This is a genomic window from Paraglaciecola sp. MB-3u-78, assembly GCF_002835935.1.
In the GTDB taxonomy this organism is placed as follows: Bacteria; Pseudomonadota; Gammaproteobacteria; order Enterobacterales; family Alteromonadaceae; genus Paraglaciecola.
Window position 1 is genome coordinate 195167 of sequence record NZ_PJCF01000004.1, and the last position, 24922, is coordinate 220088.

Annotated in this window: 23 protein-coding genes and 5 tRNA genes; 13 read left to right on the forward strand and 15 right to left on the reverse strand. The window is 41.4% G+C overall.

What is annotated here, in order from left to right; all coding sequences use genetic code 11:
- The first annotated feature begins 358 nt into the window (after positions 1-358).
- The 4 genes from CXF95_RS07695 to CXF95_RS07705 are packed head-to-tail and all read left to right on the forward strand — an operon-like array spanning position 359 to position 3275.
- A complete protein-coding gene (locus tag CXF95_RS07695; protein WP_101198150.1) occupies positions 359-1540 on the forward strand; it encodes an FAD-dependent monooxygenase in 1182 nt (393 codons plus the stop codon).
- A gap of 55 nt (positions 1541-1595) precedes the next feature.
- A complete protein-coding gene (locus tag CXF95_RS29925) occupies positions 1596-1772 on the forward strand; it encodes a hypothetical protein (protein ID WP_198556525.1) in 177 nt (58 codons plus the stop codon).
- Positions 1773-1832: 60 nt separating this feature from the next.
- A complete protein-coding gene (gene ylqF / locus CXF95_RS07700; protein WP_101198151.1) occupies positions 1833-2846 on the forward strand; it encodes a ribosome biogenesis GTPase YlqF in 1014 nt (337 codons plus the stop codon).
- Positions 2847-2870: 24 nt separating this feature from the next.
- Positions 2871-3275, forward strand: a complete 405-nt coding sequence (locus CXF95_RS07705) for a YkgJ family cysteine cluster protein (RefSeq protein ID WP_101198152.1) — start codon at positions 2871-2873, stop codon at positions 3273-3275.
- Here the strand turns inward: CXF95_RS07705 and CXF95_RS07710 are convergent.
- Positions 3272-3850 carry a TetR/AcrR family transcriptional regulator gene (locus tag CXF95_RS07710; RefSeq protein WP_101198153.1) on the reverse strand — a complete coding sequence of 193 codons (579 nt, stop codon included), beginning with the start codon at positions 3848-3850 and terminating at the stop codon, positions 3272-3274. The genes CXF95_RS07705 and CXF95_RS07710 overlap by 4 nt on opposite strands.
- Before the next feature lie 200 nt (positions 3851-4050).
- A complete protein-coding gene (locus CXF95_RS07720; protein ID WP_101197774.1) occupies positions 4051-5652 on the reverse strand; it encodes an IS1634 family transposase in 1602 nt (533 codons plus the stop codon).
- Positions 5653-5808: 156 nt separating this feature from the next.
- Here CXF95_RS07720 and CXF95_RS07725 point away from each other — a divergent pair, with 156 nt between their 5' ends.
- A complete protein-coding gene (locus CXF95_RS07725) occupies positions 5809-6273 on the forward strand; it encodes a carboxymuconolactone decarboxylase family protein (RefSeq protein WP_369809296.1) in 465 nt (154 codons plus the stop codon).
- A gap of 80 nt (positions 6274-6353) precedes the next feature.
- On the opposite strand, the gene CXF95_RS07730 is transcribed toward CXF95_RS07725, so the two are convergent.
- The 12 genes from CXF95_RS07730 to lolB form a co-directional block, all read right to left on the reverse strand.
- The gene (locus CXF95_RS07730; protein ID WP_101198735.1) at positions 6354-7760 is read right to left on the reverse strand and encodes a sodium:alanine symporter family protein; all 1407 of its coding nucleotides are present in this window, start codon (positions 7758-7760) and stop codon (positions 6354-6356) included.
- 276 nt (positions 7761-8036) lie between these two features.
- A tRNA-Gln gene (locus CXF95_RS07735) sits at positions 8037-8111 on the reverse strand.
- Between the two features lie 112 nt (positions 8112-8223).
- Positions 8224-8298 (reverse strand) — tRNA-Gln (locus CXF95_RS07740).
- 26 nt (positions 8299-8324) lie between these two features.
- Positions 8325-8409: transfer RNA gene (locus tag CXF95_RS07745), tRNA-Leu, on the reverse strand.
- Positions 8410-8436: 27 nt separating this feature from the next.
- A tRNA-Met gene (locus CXF95_RS07750) sits at positions 8437-8513 on the reverse strand.
- Between the two features lie 488 nt (positions 8514-9001).
- Positions 9002-10093, reverse strand: a complete 1092-nt coding sequence (gene ychF, locus CXF95_RS07755; RefSeq protein WP_101198154.1) for a redox-regulated ATPase YchF — start codon at positions 10091-10093, stop codon at positions 9002-9004.
- A 70-nt stretch (positions 10094-10163) separates the two neighbouring features.
- Entirely contained in the window at positions 10164-10763 is a 600-nt protein-coding gene (gene pth / locus CXF95_RS07760) for an aminoacyl-tRNA hydrolase (RefSeq protein WP_101198155.1), read from the reverse strand.
- Between the two features lie 5 nt (positions 10764-10768).
- Positions 10769-11407 carry a 50S ribosomal protein L25/general stress protein Ctc gene (locus CXF95_RS07765; protein WP_101198156.1) on the reverse strand — a complete coding sequence of 213 codons (639 nt, stop codon included), beginning with the start codon at positions 11405-11407 and terminating at the stop codon, positions 10769-10771.
- A 222-nt stretch (positions 11408-11629) separates the two neighbouring features.
- The gene (locus CXF95_RS07770; RefSeq protein ID WP_101198157.1) at positions 11630-12577 is read right to left on the reverse strand and encodes a ribose-phosphate pyrophosphokinase; all 948 of its coding nucleotides are present in this window, start codon (positions 12575-12577) and stop codon (positions 11630-11632) included.
- Between the two features lie 104 nt (positions 12578-12681).
- Positions 12682-12756, reverse strand: a tRNA-Gln gene (locus tag CXF95_RS07775).
- Between the two features lie 6 nt (positions 12757-12762).
- Entirely contained in the window at positions 12763-13647 is an 885-nt protein-coding gene (gene ispE / locus CXF95_RS07780) for a 4-(cytidine 5'-diphospho)-2-C-methyl-D-erythritol kinase (protein ID WP_101198158.1), read from the reverse strand.
- Complete coding sequence (gene lolB / locus CXF95_RS07785) at positions 13640-14362, reverse strand: lipoprotein insertase outer membrane protein LolB (protein ID WP_232787711.1); 723 nt, start codon at positions 14360-14362, stop codon at positions 13640-13642. The genes ispE and lolB overlap by 8 nt, the downstream gene beginning before the upstream one ends.
- A 41-nt stretch (positions 14363-14403) precedes the next feature.
- Between lolB and hemA the strand changes: the two genes are divergently transcribed.
- The 5 genes from hemA to CXF95_RS07810 all read left to right on the forward strand — a co-directional run bounded on the left by hemA (position 14404) and on the right by CXF95_RS07810 (position 20368).
- Positions 14404-15666, forward strand: a complete 1263-nt coding sequence (gene hemA, locus CXF95_RS07790; protein ID WP_101198737.1) for a glutamyl-tRNA reductase — start codon at positions 14404-14406, stop codon at positions 15664-15666.
- Between the two features lie 30 nt (positions 15667-15696).
- Positions 15697-16782, forward strand: coding sequence for a peptide chain release factor 1 (gene prfA, locus CXF95_RS07795; protein WP_101198159.1), 1086 nt, complete (start codon positions 15697-15699; stop codon positions 16780-16782).
- A 6-nt stretch (positions 16783-16788) separates the two neighbouring features.
- Entirely contained in the window at positions 16789-17655 is an 867-nt protein-coding gene (prmC, locus tag CXF95_RS07800) for a peptide chain release factor N(5)-glutamine methyltransferase (RefSeq protein ID WP_101198160.1), read from the forward strand.
- Between the two features lie 134 nt (positions 17656-17789).
- Complete coding sequence (locus CXF95_RS07805) at positions 17790-19328, forward strand: response regulator (protein ID WP_101198161.1); 1539 nt, start codon at positions 17790-17792, stop codon at positions 19326-19328.
- Between the two features lie 221 nt (positions 19329-19549).
- Positions 19550-20368 carry a SirB1 family protein gene (locus CXF95_RS07810; RefSeq protein WP_101198162.1) on the forward strand — a complete coding sequence of 273 codons (819 nt, stop codon included), beginning with the start codon at positions 19550-19552 and terminating at the stop codon, positions 20366-20368.
- Positions 20369-20393: 25 nt separating this feature from the next.
- On the opposite strand, the gene bioA is transcribed toward CXF95_RS07810, so the two are convergent.
- Positions 20394-21665 carry an adenosylmethionine--8-amino-7-oxononanoate transaminase gene (gene bioA, locus CXF95_RS07815; RefSeq protein ID WP_101198163.1) on the reverse strand — a complete coding sequence of 424 codons (1272 nt, stop codon included), beginning with the start codon at positions 21663-21665 and terminating at the stop codon, positions 20394-20396.
- Between the two features lie 112 nt (positions 21666-21777).
- On the opposite strand from bioA, the gene bioB reads away from it, so the two are divergent.
- From bioB to CXF95_RS07830, 3 genes are read left to right on the forward strand one after another with little or no spacing between them, the layout of a single operon-like run.
- On the forward strand, positions 21778-22887 hold the full coding sequence (gene bioB, locus CXF95_RS07820; protein WP_101198164.1) for a biotin synthase BioB: 1110 nt from the start codon (positions 21778-21780) through the stop codon (positions 22885-22887).
- On the forward strand, positions 22887-24086 hold the full coding sequence (locus tag CXF95_RS07825) for an 8-amino-7-oxononanoate synthase (RefSeq protein ID WP_101198165.1): 1200 nt from the start codon (positions 22887-22889) through the stop codon (positions 24084-24086). Before bioB ends, CXF95_RS07825 begins: the two co-directional genes overlap by 1 nt.
- Positions 24086-24916 (forward strand): methyltransferase domain-containing protein, encoded by an 831-nt coding sequence (locus CXF95_RS07830; protein WP_101198166.1) that lies wholly within the window; start codon positions 24086-24088, stop codon positions 24914-24916. The genes CXF95_RS07825 and CXF95_RS07830 overlap by 1 nt, the downstream gene beginning before the upstream one ends.
- The last annotated feature ends 6 nt before the right edge of the window (positions 24917-24922 follow it).

Genomic DNA, 24922 nt, shown 5'->3' on the forward strand with positions numbered 1-24922 from the left:
ACCCTAGGGTAGAATGCAAAGTCGCTGTAAACAAGAATTTTTGTATAAAAATTAGCCAGTTAGTCACACCTGAGACTGATGTTGAAAGTAAGTGAGTGAAAACTTATTTAGGGAAGTGATGAAGCTAGCAAACATAGAAGCAAGAATGCACTGGTATGGCTTTTTTCTATCATTAACAACTGTTATTTTGTGGGGCATATTATCGGTTTTTAAATGCTGAGTTTGGAAGCCATGGATGCTGTCACTATCACCCTATACCGTTTTGTTGTCATCTGCGTAGATTGGTTTTATATGTTTTAGCGTAAATCCTCGGTTTTTTTTGTTAAAGTAGCGAGGTACATCAAAAAGGAAAAATAACGTGTTTGATTTTTGTGTGGTGGGAGGGGGAATGGTCGGTTCGGCTATGGCTCTGGGATTGGCAAAGCTTGGCTTTAAGGTGGCGATAATTGAGCCTGTAATGCCTGTGCCTTTTGAATCTAAACAGCCACCAGATATGCGAGTCTCAGCCATCAGCTTAACCTCAGAAGCCTTGTTGCAAGATTTAGGTGCTTGGGCACATATTAAAAATATGCGGCTATGCCCATATAAACGTTTGTCAGTATGGGATAAACCCTCTTGTCGCACAGACTTTGATTGTCAGGCTATTGAGCAGCCTCATCTTGGTCATATTATTGAAAATCGACTTGTTCAATTGGGCTTACATGCCGGAATTGACGCTGACCAAAACCTAATGTTTTATCAAAATCTGAAAATCACCAAAATCACATCTGTAGATGTTTCTGAAGTGACATTAGAAGATGGCCAAATTATTCAAGCGAAAATCCTGATTGGTGCTGATGGCGGTCACTCATTGGTGCGTGATGCTGCCAAAATAGGTGTGCAAGGTTGGCAATATTCACAACAGGCATTAGGCATTCAAATTAAAACCTATGATGTGCAACAGGACATCACATGGCAACAATTTACACCTAATGGACCGATTGCATTTTTACCTTTGTATGATGGATTTGCGTCGCTTGTTTGGTATCACAGCGCTGCAGATATTAACTATTTGAAAAGTTTGTCTAAAATAAAGCTAAAACAACATGTTTTGCAGCATTTTCCTGCCGACTTGGTGGATTTTGAAGTGCTTGATGTGGCGGGTTTCCCGTTGACCCGGATGCATGCTAATCAATACTTTAAGGGCAATACAGTGCTAATTGGTGATGCAGCTCATACCATTAACCCGTTAGCTGGTCAGGGGGTTAACTTAGGTTTTAAAGACGTTGCCGCCTTACTTAGCGTGCTCAATGAAGAGCTTGCAACACACGATCGCACAACGGTTTTGCAACCCAAGCATTACTGTCATTGGCTAAAAAAATACGAAGTCGCTCGTCGTCGAGATAACCTAGTGATGATGAGTGCCATGGACTTGCTATATTCCACATTTAGTAACAGTAATATGCCACTTAAAATATTGCGTAATCTAGGTTTGAAGTTGGCAAATCACTCGGGCCCAATAAAAAATAATGCAATGAAATATGCCATGGGTTTGGCATAAAAATTAAGTATGTATGTGAAAATCTCACAGGCCTCAATAAAAGAGTAGGTAACAGATGACAGTATTAATTATTTTAGGCGTGTTATTTATTGCTTTAGTTATCATTGTTCCATTGATTGAGCGTTCCAAGTTCAGAATGTCGAACGAACAAATGGGTAAGTTGGGTCGCTGGATATTACCTTTGGTAGTTATTATGGTGATCATCCAATTGGTGATGCATTACGTTAACTAAAGTCTTTACCCGCAGAATATTTCTCACCGTATTTTTAGATTAATTAAATAGGCAGATTAAATGGCAGTTCATTGGTATCCCGGGCATATGCACAAAGCTCAAAAAGAAATAAAAGACGCATTGCCGCAAGTTGATATATTGATTGAAGTGCTAGACGCACGTATCCCTTATTCCAGCGAAAATCCTATGATTGCTCAGCTACGAGGTGATAAGCCCTGTATAAAAGTGTTGAGTAAGACTGACCTCGCTGATCCAGATGTTACCGCCGCATGGCAGGCGTTTTTGGAGCGCGAAAGATCAGTTAAAACGTTTACCTCAACGACTGAAGAGCCGGCCAAGATGAAACAAATCTTGGAGCTATGCCGGAAAATGTTACCTGAAAAAGAGGCCAGCGTAAAAGCTATCCACACTATGATAGTAGGCATTCCTAATGTAGGTAAATCGACCCTTATTAATATTCTAGCGGATCGGGTGATTGCTAAAACAGGTAACGAAGCGGCAGTCACTAAAACCCAACAACGCATTAATATAGGTAACGGTATTACCTTGTTTGATACACCAGGAATATTATGGCCAAAATTAGAGAATCCAAATAGTGGTTATCGGTTAGCCTCCACAGGTGCAATCAAAGATACCGCTATGGAATATGACGATGTGGGTTTTTTTGCCGCAGATTATTTGATTAAGGCCTACCCAGAATTACTCAAAGCACGTTTTGAGTTAGAAAATATACCTGATACCGAAGTTGAGTTTCTAGAGCTCGCAGCCGCTCGCCGTGGCGCATTAATGACGGGGGGACGAGTTAACCTGCATAAAATATGCGAAGTCTTAATTAACGAATTACGCTCTGGAAAATTGGGGCGTATTAGCCTCGAAACACCTCAGATGATTGAACAAGAAGTGATAGAAATGGCGGAAGTGGCAGCTAAAAAAGCCGCTGCTAAAGTCGATCGTAAAGAGCGTTTTAAAACAGGCTCACTGACGCCTGATAAAAAAGACCGTAAAGAAAAACGCCAGAACGATAGGGCAGAGCAGTCGGCTCGGATGAAAAAACAATCAAGTCGTAGGAAATAGCGATGTTGGTTACAGAGTCGCCTGATGCAAGATTGTAATTCTTGTGGTAAATGCTGTGTAAAATACAGTAATGGCGATCTGTCTGCATCCGATCAGGACATCGATATGTGGGAGTTGTTTAAGCCTGATATCGCTGCATATGTTAAAAAGGGCTTGATTTGGTTTTCACCGAAAAGTGGTAAACAATTATCGTTGTGCCCTTTTTTACGAGAAACTAAAAACCTAAAAGAGCCAACAAAAAACCACTACACCTGTGACATTTACTACGATCGCCCTGAAGACTGTCGCTTTTACCCAGTGACAGTTAAACAAATGATCAACGATGAATGTGAAATGTTGCAAGAAGGGGATTTACGCAACCCCAAACAAGCACAAAAAGACTTAGATCACTTGTTAGCAGATAGCCGTCAAGCTTTTGATGAAAGTTAAGAGGGTTGCCTGAGGGTGGAAAATATATGTTCAATCATCAGGGTTATATCCTGCTGTTGTGTACAATTTTTTGAATAGATCACCAAACCCATAATTTGCATTTGAAGCCATTTACCTAACTGTTCAGTGTTTGCTGTTTGGCTTAATAATTTAAGTTGCTGTGCTTGGTTGAATAAGTCTGTGAATTTTTGTTCGATTTTTTGTAGCCCCAACAATGCATGAGCATGTAATTTAGGCTGACTTGTTTCTGATTCTGATACCGTTTTAACCAGCAGACAAACCTTACAGTTTTCTAGTTTACCTTCAACAAAAATAAAACCACTCACAAAGTCTTTTAACGCCTCAAGCGGATGAGTCGCCAAGCGGTTATATTCATCTATTTTGATTAGGCTCTGTTCAACATAACAATCTAATACTTGTAAAAATAACGCCTCTTTACTGCCGAACCCTGCATAAATACTGCCGGGACGCATATCAAGATGCTCTTGCAAGTCACGCATTTTAGTACCTTGATAACCTTTTTGCCAAAAAAGCTCAGTGGCTTTATTTAATGCCTGTGCATGATCGTATTTCAAAATTTAAGACCTTATACTCGTTGCTTGAACGTTTGTTCAAATTTAGCTTGAACAAACGTTCAAGTCCAGTTATATTCGTCAAATACCTTATTTAGTAATATCAACAAAAGAGAGAAACATGAGTAATTTTGAATTGTATAACTTAGAAACTGCCTCAGAAGCGTCTAAACCTCTATTAGAGCCGATCTTCCGCACCCACTTTAAGAATAAATTCTCCGGTATACATCACCAAGGCAATTAATGATGATGTGTTGTCGTTCTTTTAAGTTCATCACCAGCGGAATGTGTTCAGCTTGATACAGAACTGTAATATTTTCGAAGCATTGGAAAACCCATCGAGCAGTGGGTGTTTGGCTTGGCTTTTTTTTCTGGTCGGGGAAGTAACACGCCTTGTCTTTGAGTGTTTTGCGGATTTGATGCTCTAGACTGGCGTACACCATTAAACAACTGGTCATGACCATCAGTAAGGCTTCAATACGTTCTGGCTTCTTGAGGTAAATGGCACTGGTTAGGAAGTCGGGACTTTTTAAGAAACGAAAGCCTTTTTCAACATTTTGCTGGGCTTTGTAGCTGCTGAGTAAACTGGCCATATCCAAATCATCACTGACATCATTGGTGGCAATAATGAACAGTCCGAGTTGCTGTAAAGCGGTTTGGCGTGATATCAGAGGTGTGCATAATTCGCCCGTGATTTGATATTCAATGCGCGTGGGTAATTCGCCTCGTTTAGGTCGTCCTGCGTTTGCATATACCGCCACTTCAATTGCTCGGGCATTGACATCACACACGGTTTGTTTACTTCGCCATTTTACAATGGCGCTTTGTGCATCTTGGACGCAGGCAAAGCGTTGTTGGCTTAACTGTTTGAAGCTTTTTCGCGCTTGCTCGCCGGCTTTTAACATGCGCTTGTTTAAGTTGTGTTGCTCACGCTTGTAAGCCTGCTCACTGCGAATGAGTAACCATGTTTGTTTAACACCGCCATATTCGCTGTCATAACTGACGCCTTCATAGCCTTGGGAAATAGGGGTAAACAGTAAAGTGGGGGCTTGTGCAACCAGTGCCTTCGCTTCTCTCAGTGTTTGCGGCACCCGCGTGATAAATAATTGACCTTGGGCGTCTAATTCCTCAATCGTTTCTTTGACATAAAGCGCCGCATCGGCCACTAAATAGCGGCTGGCTTGAGCCGCTTTTAAACTACCAATATGCGCCTTCACAATCTGTTTAAAGCCTTCCATATCATTGTTGTTGCCACTGGCGGGCTTCATGTACACCGGAATACCCGACTGGTTTTCGCAAATGAGATTTAATATCACCTGATTGAGCTCAGGGCGATGGTCACGTGAATAGCCTTGGGCAATGCGAATGTGTCCAAACTCACCCACTGGTGTGGCTTGGCCATCATAATGGAAACTAGTGGAGTCGAGATGCACCGCTTGGCAATCTAACCCTAGATGATTGACCACCCGCTCGCCTATGCCTTGGTAAAGAGAGGATACGCCCTTGTCGTAAAGTGCATCCAAACATCGCCCAAGCGCATCGTCATTAATATCATCGGCAGATATTCCTTCCCCGAGCAAACGGTCAAGCGGTTTGCTTTCAAAATATTCACTGTACATATGCAAAGTGCGACCGGTAAAACCTAAACCATTGAGTAGCATCGCCACGAATAATTGTCCAAAGCTGACTTTACGCTCATTAGAGCCACCTAATGCATCATCAATGTATTGTGCAAGTTGAATATCTTTACAAAATCCAGCGACAAGGCCAAGGTGATCGAGGGATTTGGAGGAGGGGTAAGTCATTATTTATAGCTCTCAAAAGAGAGTAATAGATCAAAACTGGGGATCGGCGTCAAGGTGTTTTTAACAAACCCACATCAAGTGGTCAATTAATAACCAAATTCAATTCTAAATTTAGGTGCGGAATGACAGTTAGAGAACTCAGTAAAAGGTTTTGGTATGGTACCCAACCTTCACGCTGTTATGGCTGAGTCACCAGCTTTGTTAGAAGCTTACCAAACGCTACATGGATTAGCGCTAAATGCATCTTTTAATAACGAAGAGCTGACTGTTGTATGGCAAACCATTAATGTTGAGCATGCTTGCCATTATTGCGTTCCCGCGCACACAGCTATCGCGAATATGATGAACGTCGATGTAGAAATTACTGAAGCTTTGCGTAATCAAACACCCCTTAAATCTACTAAATTAGAAACCTTGCGAGACACCACTTTGCTGATGGTGAGGAATAGAGGTGTGATTGAGAAAGGTGATATCGATACATTTTATGCTGCAGGTTTTAGCAAACAAAACTTATTAGATATAGTGCTAGTTTTGGCGCAAAAGATAATGAGTAACTTCACTAATCACTTGGCCGATACACCTTTAGATGAACCTTTTAAAGAGTTTACTTGGAATAAATAGAACCAGCTTTAATAGTGTTTCAATAAAAAGGGGCTTATGAAAGCCCCTTTTTATTTGCGTTTTTTTGAGCTAAACAACAATTAATCCCAAATTCCCTTTTCAGATTCACCTTGTATTTCACAATCACCCGCTTTGTAAGTGATTTCTTTGCCGCTATCTCGCTTAGCAAAATAATCTTTACTGATTGAGACAATAGTGGGGGTCATCCAAACCAGTGCAGAAATATTGATAACAGTCATTAAACCTAATGCCATATCTGCCATCGCCCATACTTCAGGTAATGCGGCCATAGAGCCCCATAAAATCATCATTAGATATCCGACTGTGTATGCGGCGCGGCCTGATTTATTGTCAAGTTTAAACATATGTAGGTTACTTTCACCGTAAGCGTAATTAGCGACTACTGAGGTAAACGCAAACAAACTTATGGCTGCTGCGACAAAATCACCTCCCCCTTCTCCTAGGTGCGAGGTCATAGCATCTTGAGTTAGGCGTATACCCTCCATGCCTTCACCTGATGCACCGCCAGCTAATAAAATAACGATTGCTGAACATGTGCAGAGGATCATGGTATCGATGAATACCCCCAGCATTTGCACATAACCTTGAGATACGGGGTGATTCGGATTGGGCGTAGCACTTGCAGCGGCATGAGGCACACTACCTGAGCCTGCTTCGTTAGAGTACAAACCACGTTGTACTCCATGTTTAAATGCTGCACCCATAGCACCAGCGCCCGCTTCTTGGAGGCCAAAAGCCGAAGTAATAATGTCCCATAACATGGCGGGCACTAATTCGATATTTAAAAAGGTAATCGCCAGTGTCACTAAGACATAAGACACTGCCATAAAAGGCACAACCCATTCTGCAAACTTTGCGATAGCACGTAATCCACCAATCACAATTAATCCTGCTAAGACAATAATGACCAAACCAGAATATAGGGTAGGGATTTCATAAGCGTGATTCAGTGCGTCGGTAATAGTATTGGCTTGTACTGCACTGAAAATGAAGCCGTAACCCAAAAATAAGAACAGTGAAAAGATGACGGCTAACCAACGCTTGTTTAAACCCTGTTGGATATAATATGCGGGGCCACCACGATATTCGCCATTTGCATCTTTAACTTTGTAGAGTTGACCCAGCACACTTTCAGCAAAACCTGTAGCCATACCCAGGATAGCGATAACCCACATCCAAAAAATTGCACCTGAGCCACCTAATGAAATCGCGACTGCAACACCAGCTAGATTACCCGTACCGACTCTGGCGGATAAACTGGTGCATAAAGCTTGAAAGGAGCTGATACCCGCCGCATCACTTTTGGTGCTGCCTTTCATTATCGAAAACATATGACCAAAATGACGGATTTGAATAAAGCCTAACTTCACGGTGAACCAAACACCAGCGGCCAATAACATGTAGATCAGTATCTGACCGTTACCCCAAAGAATGTTATTGATAAAGGCGACAATTTCATTAATCAAGGTTTGGCTCACAAGTATTGGGTTCTATGAGGGCAGTCTGCCGATTAATAGCATTTATGTCTAGGGTACAAAGCAAATCAACAAAAACAAAAACGCCAAGCAGAAGCTTGGCGTTTGTTTGTAATCAATAAGTAGTGGTTCAAACCAACGTCTGTAACACGGTAATAAACTCAATACTCAGCAATTACTTGAATGTGGCTGGGGTAGCTGGATTTGAACCAACGGTATAACCGAGGATCAAAACCTTCTATCATAAAAGCCAAATTTTACTAAAAATGGCTGGGGTAGCTGGACTTGAACCAACGAATGACGGGATCAAAACCCGTTGCCTTACCACTTGGCTATACCCCAAGAGAGTAGATAACTATAAAACTAATTGCCTACTTTAAAAAACTAAAATAACAAACGGCAACAATTCTAAAAAAGTAACCAAATTATAATTTCAATCTGTACTACTTAAAAATGGCTGGGGTAGCTGGACTTGAACCAACGAATGACGGGATCAAAACCCGTTGCCTTACCACTTGGCTATACCCCAACAATATCCTAACTTCGTACTAACATTGGTGCGGAAGGAGAGACTCGAACTCTCACGCCGTGAAGCACTGGAACCTAAATCCAGCGTGTCTACCAATTCCACCACTCCCGCATACTCTTACCCTATACAAGGAAAAAGTGGTGGCAACAGCGGGACTCGAACCTGCGACCCCATCATTATGAGTGATGTGCTCTAACCAGCTGAGCTATGTTGCCACTTAATCACTCCGTCTCCGAAGTGGCGCGTATTATGCTGATCTAGCTTTTTGTCGTCAACCGTTTTATGACATTAAAATGTCTGTTTGGTTAGATACTAAGCAAGTGACGGTGGAAATAGAGTGGTTGAAAGGTAATGTTGTTGTTTTGGGGGAATTTTGCAACAAATTCTGAGACATATATGACATGTATTTTCATTTGGGGTCGAATTGAAAATGTGTCAGTTTCTAGGTTCAGGGTAACTATCCTGAGCGGAGTCCGTATGGTTTTGTCTCACAGAACACCATTTGTGAGACATACTTTTTTGCTGCGGCCAGAAAAAGTATGCAAAACATGCCGCTCGATGATAATGCTCTTCATCCAATTATTTGGAGAACATCGATGCGAGGATAGGTTAAAAGCAAAAGTATCGGCTACGCTGCAGCTTTTAGCTCTCTAAAAAACTAAAAAGCCCGCGTTTAGCGGGCTAAGATATCAATATTAAAAGGCTATACGTTAAACCTAAAGTGGATCACATCGCCGTCTTTCACTATGTAGTCCTTGCCCTCTAAACGCCATTTACCCGCGTCTTTGGCACCTTGTTCACCATTAAATTCAACAAAGTTGTCATAACCTATGATTTCAGCCCGGATAAAACCCTTTTCAAAATCTGAATGAATAACACCAGCGGTCTGTGGCGCAGTTGAACCTTCTCGGAAAGTCCATGCGCGCACTTCTTGTACGCCGGCTGTAAAATAGGTGTTTAGAGTGAGTAGCTCGTAACCACAACGAATTACGCGGTTTAGACCTGGTTCTTCTAAGCCCATATCTGCCATGAATTCGGCTTTTTCTTCGTCGTCTAGTTCGCCTATTTCAGATTCGATTTCAGCGCAAACAGCAACGACAACAGCGCCTTCGGATGCAGCAATTTCACGTACTTTGTCTAAGTAGGGATTGTTTTCGAATCCATCGTCATTAACGTTGGCAATATACATAGTGGGTTTTAGAGTTAAGAAGTTCATATAGCTGATAAGTTTTAATTCTTCTTTATCTAGCTCAACTGAACGTAATAATTCACCTTCATCTAAATGAGGTTTGATTTTTTCTAATACTTTAAGCTCAGCTTTAGCGTCGGCATCTCCGCTTTTCGCTCTTTTCGCTACCCTATGTAGGGCTTTTTCTGTTGTTTCTAAATCAGATAAAGCCAGCTCTGTATTGATAATATCGATATCATCTTGGGGGCTTATTTTGCCCGAGACATGTACAATGTTGTCATTGTCAAAACAACGTACAACATGGCCAATAGCATCCGTTTCACGAATATTAGCTAAAAACTTATTGCCTAAACCTTCACCCTTAGATGCGCCTTCTACTAAACCTGCAATATCAACAAATTCCATAGTGGTAGGGATAGTGCGTTTAGGTTTAACGATTTCTGCGAGTTTATCTAAACGTAAATCCGGCACGGGTACTACACCCGTATTGGGTTCTATAGTACAAAATGGGAAGTTGGCCGCTTCGATACCGGCTTTGGTTAACGCGTTAAAAAGTGTCGATTTGCCGACGTTTGGTAAACCGACTATGCCGCATTTAAAACCCATTTTGTTTTTCCTCTTAATTTTGTATAAATGATTTGACGGAGCCCGTCATTCTTAATGTTTTTATGAACTGTTATTCCGCCTTAAACGAATGCAGGCGGTTCATGGCTTTTTTAAGGTCGTCTTTGACTAATATTTCAAGGCAACGTGTGGCTTCATCAATCGCATCTTCGATTTGTTGTTGCTCTTTTGGTGGTGCTTTGCCTAATACATGCCCCGTGACTCGGTTTTTATCACCAGGATGACCTATACCCACACGCAAGCGCAGAAAATCTTTTTGATTGGCCAAACTACTGACAATATCACGGATGCCATTTTGACTTGAGCTACCACCGGTTTTAAATTTTACTACACCAGGTGGAAGGTCTAATTCGTCAAAGGCGATTAACAAACCAGATAACGGGACACGATAAAAATTTGCCATTGCTGCAACAGCTTGACCACTTTTATTCATATAGGTGGTAGGAATGAGAAGTCGAATATCTTGCCCACCAATCGAAATTCGACCAGTGTAACCATAAAATTTATTTTCTAGTTTTAACGTACAGTTGTAGATTTTTGCTAGTGATTCAACGAACCATGATCCAGCATTATGGCGGGTATGCTGATATTCAGGGCCTGGATTACCCAGGCCCACAATTAGGCTAATGTGCGCTAATTGTTTATCAGTCAAGCAAATTATACCGCAGGTGCTGCTTCTGCATCATCTTCGCTATCATCTGCAACTTTAGGACCTTTAGCTAATTTAACTGTTACAACGGCTAAATCATGCTCTTCGCCTTTGTTTAGTTCGACTAAAGATACGCCTTTAGGTAATACTAAATCAGTTAAGTGAATAGTTTGATCTAGTTCAATGTTTTGTAAATCAACTTCGATGAACTCAGGCAAGTCAGCGGGTAAACAACTTACTTCAACATCAACCATGTGATGCTCAGCGTGACCACCATTCAACTTGATAGAATCAGCTTTTGTTTCATTGATAAAGTGTAGAGGTACATTAGTTTGTAGCGCTTTTTTCGCATCAATACGCAAAAAGTCAAGATGCATAACAATGGGTTTAAAGGCATGACGTTGCATGTCTTTAACCAATACTTCAACTTTTTCTTTACCAATGTTCAAAGTAAGAACATGAGAATAGAAAGCTTCGAAGGCTTGAGCTCGGAAAAGTTTGTTATGAATAAGAGTCAAAGAAACGGCTTCTTTATTTGCTCCGTATAAGACTGCAGGTACTTTTCCAGCGTGACGTAGGCGGCGGCTCGCACCTTTCCCTAAATCAGTACGGATTTCTGCGTCTAGTGTGAAAATTCCATCAGACATGTGGTAACTCCAAATAATAGTAAATGAGTGTAAATTTTTGCGACCAAAATTTACGTTTGTGTGATTAGTTTGCTACCCGTAGGCAGTAAAATAACAACATCCCTGAAAAAGGGCGGCGAATATTAACACCTGACGGAAAGGGAAACAATGCGTTTACAGGTTATTTAGCAATAAAAAAGCGGCTGGTGAAAGCCGCTTTTTTCATCGTTACATGTGCTGCTATTAATATTCAAACATCGCTGAAATAGACTCTTCGTTACTGACTCTTCGAATCGCTTCAGCAAGCATATTCGATAACGTCAGTTGTTTGACTTTAGATATGGCTTTTATTTCATCGCGAAGGGGGATGCTGTCTGTAACGATAATTTCATCAATTACAGAATCACGTAAATTTTGTGCCGCATTACCTGAAAATATAGCATGTGTAGCGTAGGCATATACATTCTTGGCTCCGTGGGCTTTTAATGCTTCTGCTGCTTTTGCCAAAGTGCCGCCAGTATCAATCATATCATCGACAATGATGCAATCTCGGTCTTGAACATCCCCGATTATATGCATGACTTGAGCGACATTAGCCTTGGGGCGACGTTTATCGATAATAGCTAAGTCAGTATCGTTCATCAGCTTGGCTAATGCTCTGGCACGCACTACGCCACCAATATCAGGAGATACCACCACTGGGTTATGGAAATCACGTTGACGCATATCGTCTAACAAAATTGGCGTACCAAAAGCGTTATCTACCGGTACATCGAAGAACCCTTGAATTTGTTCCGCGTGCAAGTCGATAGTTAAAACACGATCTACACCTACATTTGACAAAAAGTCTGCAACCACTTTAGCGGTAATAGGTACCCTAGCCGAACGCACTCGTCTGTCTTGTCGTGCGTATCCGAAATAAGGGATAACAGCAGTGATACGACCAGCTGATGCACGACGAAATGCATCAATCATCACAATCAATTCCATTAGATTGTCGTTAGTTGGGGCACAAGTAGATTGAATAATAAAGACATCTGAACCACGAACATTCTCGTGAATTTCTACACTGATTTCCCCATCGCTAAAACGTCCTACACTCGCATGTCCTAGCTTGGTATAAAGCCTATCAGCCACTTTTTGGGCTAATTCAGGTACTGCATTTCCAGAGAAAATCTTCATATCCGGCACGGTCATATCCTCAGTGCTTATTAAATGGTTGTGATAGCTGGACTTAATCCTACGACATAGTTGCGGATCAAACCTGTTATCTCAGCAGGTACTTCTTTTGAATTTGGCTGGGGTAGCTGGACTTGAACCAACGAATGACGGGATCAAAACCCGTTGCCTTACCACTTGGCTATACCCCAATTAAACTAATAAACTTGTGCTTGTATTTGGCTATGTAAAAGAGATGTATTCACCCCATTCGCAACAAAACTGGTACTGCCTTTTGGTAATAAAGCTTGAACATTTAACGCTTCCTGACGATGATCAAACATTGCAAATACACATGAACCTGTGCCGGTCATTCTCGACGGCGCGTATTCTAACAACCAGTGTAATGCTTTTGCAACATTCGGATCGCGTTCACAAACCAATTCTTGGCAATCATTGTGAGTATTGGCAAAACTATAATCGCTAAAGTTGATTTTTGCAGTGTTTCTAGGCAGATTTGGCAAGGAAAAAATCTCTGCTGTAGATACATGGCTATCGGGAAATAATACTAAATATGTTTTTGCTGGGAGGCTCACCGGTTCTAATTTCTCACCAACACCTTCGGCAAAGGCTGTTTTACCTTGAATAAAAATAGGAACATCTGCACCTAGGGTTAAGCCAAGTGTCGCTAACTTGGTGTCAGATAAATGGCAATCCCACAGTTTATTTAGCACTAGTAGAGTCGTTGCGGCATTCGATGAACCTCCGCCAATGCCTCCGCCCATAGGTAAACATTTTCTAAGATGGATATGACAACCAAGCCCCTGGGATAGGATATCTGGTGTGCTCTGTTTTAACGCGGTTTCTTTTAGTAATAGTGCGGCTTTAATAATCAAATTATCTACATCAGCGACGCCGGCTATGGGATCCCCTAAAGTGATTTTATCAGAGGAATTAATATCGAAAGCTAGCTCATCACCATAGTCGAGGATTTGAAATAAACTTTGTAATTGATGGTAGCCATTTTCATATCGGCCATTGATGTGTAAAAATAAATTGAGTTTGGCTGGGCTTGGCCACCAGTTCAAAGGGAGCTTATTCATATAAATCCCATTTATTTACCCGGATTAACAGTTGACTGTTGTTGAGCCTATTGTTGAGCACCACTTTGTGTGGCAACCAAATAGCATCTACCAATTTATAGTCATCATAATTAATTAACCAGTTTTTGCAATTACTGCAAATAGGTTGTAATTGGCTGACCCAGCCTTGTTCACTGAATATTACCTTATCCCTCTTCTGATGTTGCCCTTTTATCCAAAAGCGTAATTTTTCTACTGGTATTTGCCAACCTGTGACACGCCATATTAAATCACTAGGGTCAGAGTCTTGATAAGTCTCATCATCAGCGATCAAGGTGACGCCCTTTTCATCGCCCTGCATATTTAACAGTGATGTGCCGATAATAGAAGTCATATTGAGCTGGTATTGTTGTTGTGTTTGTTGCCATCTAAAGTTAGCACTTTGTTTTTTTTCTGGACTCTTAAAGCCAAGTTTTCCCTTTATTAACCAGTGATCTTGTTGTTTTAAGGACAATTGGTGAGCAGACGAATTCAAACTAACGATTGGCTGGGGAGAAGTCGCACAACCCGCCAGAAAAAGAATAAGGATAAGGGCAGATAAAGTTTGTTTTATACAGAGGCGGCTGATTAACACAGTTTGAATAACGCTCTTTAAGAAAAAAATCGATTGGAGCAATAGGAACATACAAGTGACATTGCTTTCAATAGTTTTACCTTTTGCGTACAATGCCGCCACTTAATTGGCCTAATCTTTATTATAGTTTATCTAATCATTCCATGACCCTAATTGCTTTTGGTATTAATCATAAAACCGCCCCTATTGAATTGCGTGAAAAAATAGCGTTTTCACCCGATGCAATTGTGCAGGCTCTGGCATCTTTGCGACAAGAAACAGGCGCAACAGAGTCTGTGATTTTGTCCACCTGTAATAGAACTGAAATTTATGCGCAACTTGATGATAAACAAATACATACAATTTCTACTTGGTTAGCTAATTTTCATGGTGTGCAACCAAAAGAATTACAAGATAACAGTTACCTTTATACTGATCAGCAAGCCGCGAATCACATTATGCGTGTGGCCTGCGGGTTAGACTCAATGATGTTAGGCGAGCCACAGATTTTAGGGCAAGTGAAACAAGCTTTTTCTGATGCCAAAAATTCAGGGGTGATCAAGGGAGACTTTGAGCGACTGTTTCAACATACTTTTTCGGTGGCAAAAAGGGTCCGCACTGAAACTGATATTGGCGCAAACGCCGTGTCTGTTGCCTATGCATCGGTGCAATTAGCTAAACATATATTTTCATCGCTGGAACAAAGCAGGGTGTTATTGATTGGTGCTGGTGAGACCATTGAACTGGTGGCTAAACATTTGTACGAACAAAATGTTAAATCATTGACTGTTGCCAACCGCACCTTAGCACGAGCTCAAGCTATCGCAGATCCCTTAAATGCAACAGTTTTGACATTGGCGCAGATCCCTCAACATTTAAAAGATGCTGATATCGTGATCAGTTCAACTGCCAGTCAATTACCCATTTTAGGTAAAGGGTTAGTACAAAGCGCATTAAAAGAACGTAAACATAAGCCAATGTTTTTAGTAGATTTAGCGGTACCTCGTGATATTGAAGCAGAGGTAGGCGAATTGGACGATGCCTATCTATACACAGTGGATGACTTACAACAAATAGTAGAAAAAAACCTAGCCAACCGACAAGATGCAGCAGCTGTTGCGGATGAAATGGTGGCGCAGCAAGTACAACAATTTATGCGTTGGCAACAAAGTCAAATCTCGATTGATGTACTAAAAGGGTTTCGAGACCAAAGTGAGTCGCAGCGTGATACCTTAGTCAGTAAAGCATTAAATCAGCTTGCAGACGGCAAAGAAGCTGAACAAGTCATAATTGAACTCGCCAATAAATTAACCAATAGTCTTATTCATGCACCTACCAAAGCTTTAAAAAATGCGGCAAGTGAACAAAATTCACAGCAGCTAGAATTACTTATAGATGCATTAGATCTAAAAAAGTCAGATAATTAGCGGCTAAAGTAGTCCGCCTACGGAAATATAATGAAAGAATCGGTTCAACGAAAACTAGAAGTATTGGATGAGCGTTACGAAGAGGTGCAAGCTTTATTGAGTGAAGCTGAAGTTATTGCTGATCAAGATAGGTACAGAGGCCTGACAAAAGAATACGCACAATTAGAAGATGTAGTGAAGTGTTTTCGAGATTATCAGGGGGCCCAGAAAGACTTTGAATCTGCCCAAGAAATGATGCAAGAAGACGACGCAGAAATGCGTGAGATGGCGCAAGAAGAATATAAATTAGCCAAACAAAGTATCGAAGATTTTACCCAAGAACTACAAGTATTATTACTGCCTAAAGATCCTAACGACGAAAGCAATTGTTTTGTGGAGATCCGTGCTGGTGCAGGGGGCGATGAAGCCGCTATTTTTGCCGGTGACTTATTCCGTATGTACAGTCGTTATGCCGAAAAACAAGGCTGGAAAGTGGAACTCGTCACGGCTAACGAAGGGGATCATGGCGGGTACAAAGTTGTGATTGCCAATATTTTAGGTGAGGGCTCTTATGGCATTATGAAATTTGAGTCAGGCGGGCATCGCGTACAACGTGTACCTGATACTGAGTCACAAGGGCGTATTCATACTTCAGCTTGTACTGTGGTAGTGATGCCTGAAGTGCCTGAGTCTGAAGCCATTGAAATCAATAAAGCTGATTTGAAAATTGATACCTTTAGAGCCTCAGGTGCCGGTGGTCAGCATGTCAATAAAACTGACTCTGCCATCCGTATAACCCACAATCCATCGGGTATAGTCGTAGAGTGTCAGGATGAACGTTCACAGCATAAAAACCGTGCTAAAGCGATGGCCATACTGCAGTCTCGCTTGACACAATTAGAAGAGGATAAACGCCAAGCCGAAGAAACGTCTACTCGCCGTAACCTTGTGGCCAGTGGTGATCGTTCTGAGCGTATTCGCACTTATAACTTCCCCCAAGGACGCGTCACCGATCATCGCATTAATTTAACCTTATATTGTTTAGACGATGTTATTGCTGGTGAACTCAATTCAGTGTTGGAGCCAATTAGACAAGAACATCAAGCCGATTTGTTGTCTTCACTTTCTGACGAATAGAATATATTGGATAATTTGTCTTTCACTATCGCCCAAGCATTGTCTTGGGCCACAGAGCAACTTAGTTCTCATAATGTAAGTGATGACGGCCTGTATAATTCATCTGTGATTGACAGCAAGGTTTTGTTAGCAGCCTGTTTGCAGCGTGAAGTGGTGTATTTGCACACTTGGCCTGAAAGATTACTAGATGCTATACAGATAAAATTATTTCAAGAGTACATTTCGCAACGATCATTAGGCCACCCGGTAGCCCATATCATTGGCTACCGCGATTTTTGGTCATTGCGACTCAAAGTCTCTCCAGCTACCTTGATCCCAAGACCTGAAACCGAACTATTGATTGAAATTGTGCTAAACCTCACATTAGGTGCAGATTCTAAAGTATTAGATTTAGGGACTGGCACTGGCGCTATCGCATTGGCGTTAGCAACTGAAAATCCCCATTGGCTGGTCACAGGTATAGATAAAAGCTCTCAGGCAGTGGCGTTAGCCACAGATAACGCCAGCATGCATCAACTTGAACGAGTCAAATTTATTCAAAGTGATTGGTTTGCTGCTGTTGAGCATCGACAATTTGATCTTATCGTGACGAACCCGCCTTATATTGAAGACAACAATCACTATTTACAGCAGGGTGATGTGCGTTTTGAGCCTAGCAGTGCTTTAACATCGGGTGAGGATGGTCTTGATGATATTCGTTCAATTGTTTCTCAAAGTAAGTCGTTTCTGACTGATAGCGGTTGGTTGGTGATTGAACATGGTTATCAGCAAAGTCGCCAAGTGACGGATATTTTGAGAGCTCACGGTTTTAATCAAATCCGCAGCGAACTTGATTTGAATGGCTTGCCTCGCGTTACTATAGGCTGCAAATAGCTGTATGTATTATTTTAGATTATTTTGTTCGTTAAGTTGTTGTTTTCACCAATAAGTTATAACTTATCTTAGGGTTTTACCGCGTTATTATCAGCAACAGCTTTTTATTAAGTTGTTGGTTTACAGGAGGTGTTATGTCTGACGAAATTTTATTTGCCGAAGATATTGATGAAGAAATTGAGTTGCAAGGCAAATGGAAAATATTAATTGTTGATGATGAGCCTGAGGTGCATGCTGTAACCAAGTTAGCACTTGGGGATTTTGTGTTCCAAGATAAAGACCTTGAATTTATTAGCGCGTTTGATGGTGAAGAAGCGAAAACAATGTTTCGTGAGCATGATGATATAGCCGTCGTGTTGCTTGATGTGGTCATGGAAACTGATGATGCAGGCTTAAAGGTAGCTGAATTTATCAGAAACGAAATGAATAATCACTTCACTCGTATTATTTTACGTACCGGCCAGCCAGGCCAAGCACCAGAGAAAGATGTGATCATTAATTATGATATTAATGATTACAAATCTAAAACTGAGTTGACCGCACAAAAACTCTTCTCTGTGGTCATTTCCGCCCTTCGATCTTATCGCGATATCATTGTTATCGAAGAAAATAGACATGGGTTAGAAAAAATCATCTCTGCGTCGGCTGACCTTTTTAGTATTCATTCTTTAGAAAGTTTTATTGAAGGCATTGTCCAGCAATTAGCTTCTTTAATAGGTGGGACTAAAGATACCGCTTATTTAACATCGGCCGTCGCAGGTCCTAGACCCATTGAGCAATATAACTCCTCTGAACTCTATGTGTTTACGGGCAGAGGCGAGTATCAAGATAAAGAAGGCAACCGACTTGAGGAAGTGATTAGTGGGCGAGAATTAATTTCTTGTCAGCATGCTTATACTAATAAAACTATGGTTTACGAAGATGAATATTTGGTGGTTTATTGTGATAGCAAAACCCAAAAAGGTTCTCTACTTTATATGTCTGGCTTACCTCGTAAGCTGACAAAAACTGACAAACATTTAGTCGAAATGTTTTCCAAAAATGTGCAAATTGCATTCGATAATGTGTTGTTAAATAAAGATATTGAAGATACACAACGGGAAATTATTGAGCGTCTAGCCGATGCAATTGAAACAAGTTACGGTAGTCAAAATCATACACAGCGCATGATCAAAATTTGTGAAATCTTGGGCCGTGCTGCTGGCCTGTCCGAAAACGATTTAAAAACCTTAAGCTTAGCTGTTCCATTATATGACATTGGTAAAATTAGAATTTCAGATAATATTATGCTGAATCCCGGAAGCCTTAATAAAGAAGAAATACTTGAAGTGCGTAATCATGCCCAGATAGGTTACAACTTATTGAAAGACTCTAATCGACCCCTTATTAAAACTGCGGCACTCATTGCCCGTGATCATCACGAATACTGGAATGGTAAAGGTTATCCAAAAGGTAAGTCTGGCCAAGGTATTCATATTTTTTGCAGGATTACCAGCCTTGCCGATGCCTTTGATGCAATGCGTTCCGAGCGCAGCTACAAAGAAGCATGGCCCCTTGAAAAAGTGATGGACGTGATAGCTGCCGAAAAGGGTCAACAGTTTGATCCTAAGATGGTTGAATATTTGCATGAAAATATCGATGAGATAGAAAGTATTATGCATACACTTGCTTGAGCGTCACGAATTAAATTTTTGAAGCCAATAATTGATTTGTGGATCACCAGGTTGCTAGCATTTTACTTTGTCTTTCAGGGGGGTGGCTTCTTTATAGCAAGCTGACGTTGAACTAATTACCAGTGAGTTAAATTTATTTATAACTTTACTGCTAATTACAGTAAAGGTTACCCCACTTAAACCGATAAAAAGGAGTGAGTTGATTTAGTGAGGTAAAACAAGTGAAAGAGATAAAACAGGCTATCGCTAAGCGAGATAATCTGATGGCCAGTTTGCAGTTAGCTAGGGTGTTTCAGCCTGACAGTTGTCAACCAGATGACTACCAACGCAAAGTAGACTTGTGGATTGAGCAAGCAAAAGCATTTATCGGTTCAACTGATCTCACCCCAGACACTTTTAAACGCTTTATTAAGTTTTTTTATGTGGAACTCGCTTTTAGTGGCGATGAAAAAAACTATTTTTCTTGTGAATACAGTTTGCTCGATTATGTCCTAGATTATCGTACTGGTATTCCTGTAAGCCTTGCCATTGTGTTTCAATCAATGGGAAAAACCCTAGGTTTTGATGTGTGTGGCGTGAACTTCCCAGGGCATTTTTTGATCAAATGTGGTTTTTCTCAGCATCCAGCTATTTATTTAGATCCCTTGAATGGCAAACAGCTGAGTCGGCAAGATTTGGAGTCTTTATATTTTTCTATTTTAAATGAAATAGAAGATGAAAAAATGCCAGAAGAAGCCTTGCACGAAGCAAGTTGTGATGAAACTATTGTTAGATTACTGCATAATTTGAAAGCGTCGTATATCAATGGAAAATGTTATTCAGAAGCGCTGATGGCGGTAGAGTTATTAGTCAATTTGTGTCCTAACGATCCTTATGAAAGAAGAGATAGAGGGTTTTTATTACATCAATTGGACTGTACGCAAGTGGCAATTGCAGACTATCAATATTTTATTCGTAAATGTCCTAAAGATCCCGCCACACATCTGCTGCAAGCCCAGTTACAGCAGCTGAGTGAACAAATTCCAGACGTTTTTCACTGAATACCAACTCATCGAACAATATCAGTTATTTAAGTACGTTGTAGATAGCTTGCGTTAATTGGCGAAGCTGTTGTGGCTCAATAATGTAGGGCGGCATAATATATACAAGCTTACCAAAAGGTCTTATCCACACTCCCTGCTCAACAAAGACTTTTTGTAATTCAGCCACGTTTACTGGGGATTTACATTCTACGACACCAATAGCTCCAATGACTCTGACGTCGGCGACTGCCTCTAGATCAAGACAAGGTGCTAATTCAACACGTAATTGCCGCTCAATCTGAGACACTTGTGTTTGCCAGTCATTTTGTTGAATGATTTTTAAGCTTGCATTGGCAACAGAGCAGGCTAGGGCGTTGCCCATAAATGTGGGTCCATGCATAAACACTCCGGGCTCACCTTGGCAGACCCCTTGAGCTACATCTTCAGAGCAAATAGTGGCCGCCAAAGTCATATAACCACCTGTCAAAGCTTTACCTAGACACATAATATCTGGGCTGATATCAGCATGTTCACAAGCAAATAGTTTACCGGTGCGCCCAAACCCGGTAGCAATTTCGTCACAAATTAACAGTATATTGTAATCGTCACAAAGTTGCCGACAACGCTTTAGGTATTCGGGGTGATAAATCCGCATACCGCCTGCATTTTGCACTATGGGTTCGATGATGAGTGCCGCTAGTTCATTATGATGGGTTTGAATAAGCTGCTCTAGTGGTTTGATATCATCTTCATTCCACTGTTTATCAAAGCGAGTTTGTGGTGCGGGTGCAAAAATCTGTTGGGCTAAGGCATCAGTAAATAAACTGTGCATGCCATTAACGGGGTCGCAGACCGACATAGCAGCAAAGGTATCGCCATGATAACCATTACGAGGCGTAATAAACCTGTGTTTATGGCGGTTGCCCTGACAAGCCCAGTATTGCAAGGCCATTTTCATCGCTACTTCAACGGAGACCGAACCTGAATCAGCTAAGAATACCCGGTCTAGTCCCTGAGGGGTGATATCCACCAAAGTACGGCATAAATCAATGGCAGGTTTATGGGTTAACCCACCAAACATCACATGGGCAAAATCATCCACTTGACTTTTAATGGCGTGATTTAGCTCGGGGTGGTTATAACCATGAATGGCGGTCCACCAAGATGACACGCCATCCACCAGTTTTTCACCTGATGCTAGATGGATATATACCCCTTGGGCTTTTGTCACCTCGTAACAGGGAAGGGGATCAATTGCAGAAGTATAAGGATGCCAAATGTGTTGTTGATCGAAGAGTAAATTTTTGCTGGTCAAAATATAATCACTTGTAAAGTTTTTGTTTTAAATTAAGTTGACAATGTTGCCGAGCGCCATAGACTAAGCGCCTTGAATCATTTAGTAAAGTCTGAAAACCCAAGGTTGCACTATGTTTTTAAATAATTCGTCTTTAAACACTTCCTCATCACTCAATCAAGCTAGTATCCGCCATGACTGGACAATTGAAGAGGTGAACGACCTTTTTGAAATGCCATTTAACGACCTGATGTTTCAAGCGCAAACGATACATAGGCAAAATTTTGATCCTAATCAAGTGCAAGTCAGCACTTTGTTATCGATTAAAACCGGCGCTTGTCCAGAAGATTGCAAGTATTGCCCACAAAGTGCACGTTATGATACCGGCTTGGAAAAAGAACGCTTAATGGAAATTGATAAAGTCATTCTGCGTGCCCAAGAGGCAAAACAAGCTGGCTCTACGCGTTTTTGTATGGGAGCCGCGTGGCGCAATCCCCGTGATAGAGATATGCCGTACGTGACCGAGATGGTCAAAGAAGTCAAAAAACTGGGCTTAGAAACCTGTATGACTTTGGGCATGTTAACGGGTGACCAAGCGGTGTCTCTCAAACAAGCAGGGCTTGATTATTATAATCATAACTTAGATACCTCTCCTGAGTTTTACGGCGATATTATTACTACTCGTACTTATCAGGACAGGTTAGATACCTTAGCAAATGTAAGAAGCTCAGGCATGAATGTTTGTTCTGGTGGCATAGTGGGTATGGGCGAAACGACTTCTGACCGCTCTAGTTTATTGGTGCAACTCGCTAACCTTGAATATCAACCAGAAAGTGTGCCAATCAATATGTTGGTTAAAGTGAAAGGCACACCTATGGAAAATGTCGAAGACTTAGATTATTTTGAATTTATTCGCACTATCGCCATTGCTAGGATCATGATGCCGAAGTCTTATGTGCGTTTATCTGCGGGCCGCGAGGCGATGAATGAACAAATGCAAGCCATGTGTTTTTTGGCTGGCGCTAATTCCATCTTTTACGGTTGTAAGTTGCTAACCACCTCTAATCCTGAAACCCATGAAGATGTGACCTTATTTAAAAAGTTGGGGATTAACTCTGCCCAAACCCGTGACTATTCAGATGAAGCTCACGAAGCTGCGCTTTTAGAAGAAATTGAAGACAAGAGCAGCGACAGTTTATTTTACGATGCATCCAGTAAACAAACTGAAACTGCCGATATCTAATGGCATTTGATTTTATCACTTCGGCCTTAGACAAGCGCCGAAGTGAAGGTCTGTTACGTTCTCGACATACCGTTGATTCGGCTACAGGGCCACTGATTGAAATTGCTGGTCAGCACTATATTAATTTTTCCAGCAATGACTATTTAGCCATGCGCCGTTCAAGTGTGGTGGCGCAAGCATGGGTCGATGGCATTAGTGAGTATGGCGGCGGCAGTGGTGCATCACCTTTAGTCACTGGCTATACTAATGCTCATCAGGCGTTGGAAGAATATCTAGCATCTGAACTTAAGCGCGACAAAGTGTTGCTATTTAATTCTGGTTTTGCTGCAAATCAAGCCGTTTGCCAAGCCTTATTTAGGCAAAGTCACGAAAAAAAGAAAGACCGAATTATTGCTGATAAACTTATGCATGCCTCTTTTATAGAAGGCGCTCAAGCGTCAAGCGCCGAGTTAACGCGGTTTAAACACAACGATATTGAACATCTTCAAATGTTGCTAAATGCGCCTAAAACAACACAGGGTCAGAATACTTTGGTCGCCACTGAAGGTGTTTTTAGTATGGATGGCGACCAAGCTCCTTTGTCTGAAATTGTGGCAATGAGTAACCAAGCTAAAGCTTGGCTAATGGTCGATGACGCCCATGGTTTTGGCGCTCTAGGAATACACGGTAGGGGAGTCATAGAAACCGACAATTTGTCACAACAACAAGTGCCCATTTTGATGGCTACCTTTGGTAAGGCCATTGGAACAGCCGGCGCATTTGTTGCTGGAAGCCATGATTTTATCGACTATCTGATTAACTTTGGCAAACACTATATTTACAGTACCGCTATGCCTGCGGCACAAGCTTATGCAACGTTAGTCAGCTTACAGGCCAAACTAAGTGCAGAGCGGCGAACTATTTTAGCCCAACGTATTGAACAATTTAAATCCTTAGCAAACAAAGCAGGCTTAGCATTAATGCCCTCAAACACCGCTATTCAACCTGTGTTAATCGGTGATGCACAAAAAGCCTTAGCTGCCAGTGAAAAGCTAAAAGCATTAGGCCTATGGGTTACGGCAATTCGTTACCCTACTGTGCCTAAACATACTGACAGATTACGTATCACATTAACCGCTGGGCATGATACTCGTGATATCGAAGCGTTAGTGGATGGGTTACAAATTGTATTACTCGATGATCAACAGGCAGTTAAGTAATGTTAAATACCTCTATTGCTAGTCGCAACAAAACTCGTATTGCCCAGCAATTTAGCCGCGCTGCGAATACGTATAATTCTGCCGCTGATGTGCAATTGGATATCGCCCTTGACGCTTTAGCTTTTGTGCCGGCGCACTATTCGGCACACTATAAAAGTGGCTTAGATATAGGCTGTGGAACAGGACGAATTAGTCAACAGCTTGCTGCTAGAGGTGAAAATTTAATCGCAATGGACTTAGCTTTTGGCATGTTGGACTACGCCAAACAAGATGCTCTTGTTGGTGCCGAGTCAATCTGTTGGGTACAAGGTGACGCTGAATGTTTACCTTTGGTAGATAACTCGGTTGATATGGTGTTTTCGTCTATGGCCCTACAATGGTCTCACAATCAACAAAAAGTGATGTCCGAAATAGCCAGAGTAATGGCATTTGATTCTAATGCACTATTGGCTATTATGTGTGAAGGCTCATTTAGTCAATTGAACGATAGTTGGCACACCATTGATAGTCAGCGGCATGTGAATAATTTTGCCAGTGCTCAGACTTGGTATAACGCGGCAAAATCAGAGGGGCTACAGGTCACTATGCATGAGAAGCAATATGTGACTTGGCACAAAAATGTCAGACAATTAATGTCTTCTATTAAATCAATTGGTGCCAATGTATTGCTAACAACCCAAGACATAACAGAACAGTCAAAGTGTCAAAGCAAAAACACTTTTAATCGACATACGTTGCAACTTCTTGAAACCATTTATCAACACAAATATGCCGAAAACTTGCAACTTCCACTCACATATCAGGTCTGCTTTTTGCAGTGCAGTAAATAACGCCGA

What these genes read in the sequence shown, in the direction of transcription:
- CXF95_RS29925 (WP_198556525.1), top strand. Translation starts at nt 1,596, where the DNA reads ATGACAGTATTAATTATTTTAGGCGTGTTATTTATTGCTTTAGTTATC.
- ylqF (WP_101198151.1), top strand. Translation starts at nt 1,833, where the DNA reads ATGGCAGTTCATTGGTATCCCGGGCATATGCACAAAGCTCAAAAAGAA.
- CXF95_RS07705 (WP_101198152.1), top strand. Translation starts at nt 2,871, where the DNA reads ATGCAAGATTGTAATTCTTGTGGTAAATGCTGTGTAAAATACAGTAAT.
- CXF95_RS07720 (WP_101197774.1), bottom strand. Translation starts at nt 5,652, where the DNA reads ATGACTTACCCCTCCTCCAAATCCCTCGATCACCTTGGCCTTGTCGCT.
- CXF95_RS07725 (WP_369809296.1), top strand. Translation starts at nt 5,809, where the DNA reads ATGGTACCCAACCTTCACGCTGTTATGGCTGAGTCACCAGCTTTGTTA.
- ychF (WP_101198154.1), bottom strand. Translation starts at nt 10,093, where the DNA reads ATGGGTTTTAAATGCGGCATAGTCGGTTTACCAAACGTCGGCAAATCG.
- CXF95_RS07765 (WP_101198156.1), bottom strand. Translation starts at nt 11,407, where the DNA reads ATGTCTGATGGAATTTTCACACTAGACGCAGAAATCCGTACTGATTTA.
- ispE (WP_101198158.1), bottom strand. Translation starts at nt 13,647, where the DNA reads ATGAATAAGCTCCCTTTGAACTGGTGGCCAAGCCCAGCCAAACTCAAT.
- hemA (WP_101198737.1), top strand. Translation starts at nt 14,404, where the DNA reads ATGACCCTAATTGCTTTTGGTATTAATCATAAAACCGCCCCTATTGAA.
- prfA (WP_101198159.1), top strand. Translation starts at nt 15,697, where the DNA reads ATGAAAGAATCGGTTCAACGAAAACTAGAAGTATTGGATGAGCGTTAC.
- CXF95_RS07805 (WP_101198161.1), top strand. Translation starts at nt 17,790, where the DNA reads ATGTCTGACGAAATTTTATTTGCCGAAGATATTGATGAAGAAATTGAG.
- bioB (WP_101198164.1), top strand. Translation starts at nt 21,778, where the DNA reads ATGTTTTTAAATAATTCGTCTTTAAACACTTCCTCATCACTCAATCAA.
- CXF95_RS07825 (WP_101198165.1), top strand. Translation starts at nt 22,887, where the DNA reads ATGGCATTTGATTTTATCACTTCGGCCTTAGACAAGCGCCGAAGTGAA.
- CXF95_RS07830 (WP_101198166.1), top strand. Translation starts at nt 24,086, where the DNA reads ATGTTAAATACCTCTATTGCTAGTCGCAACAAAACTCGTATTGCCCAG.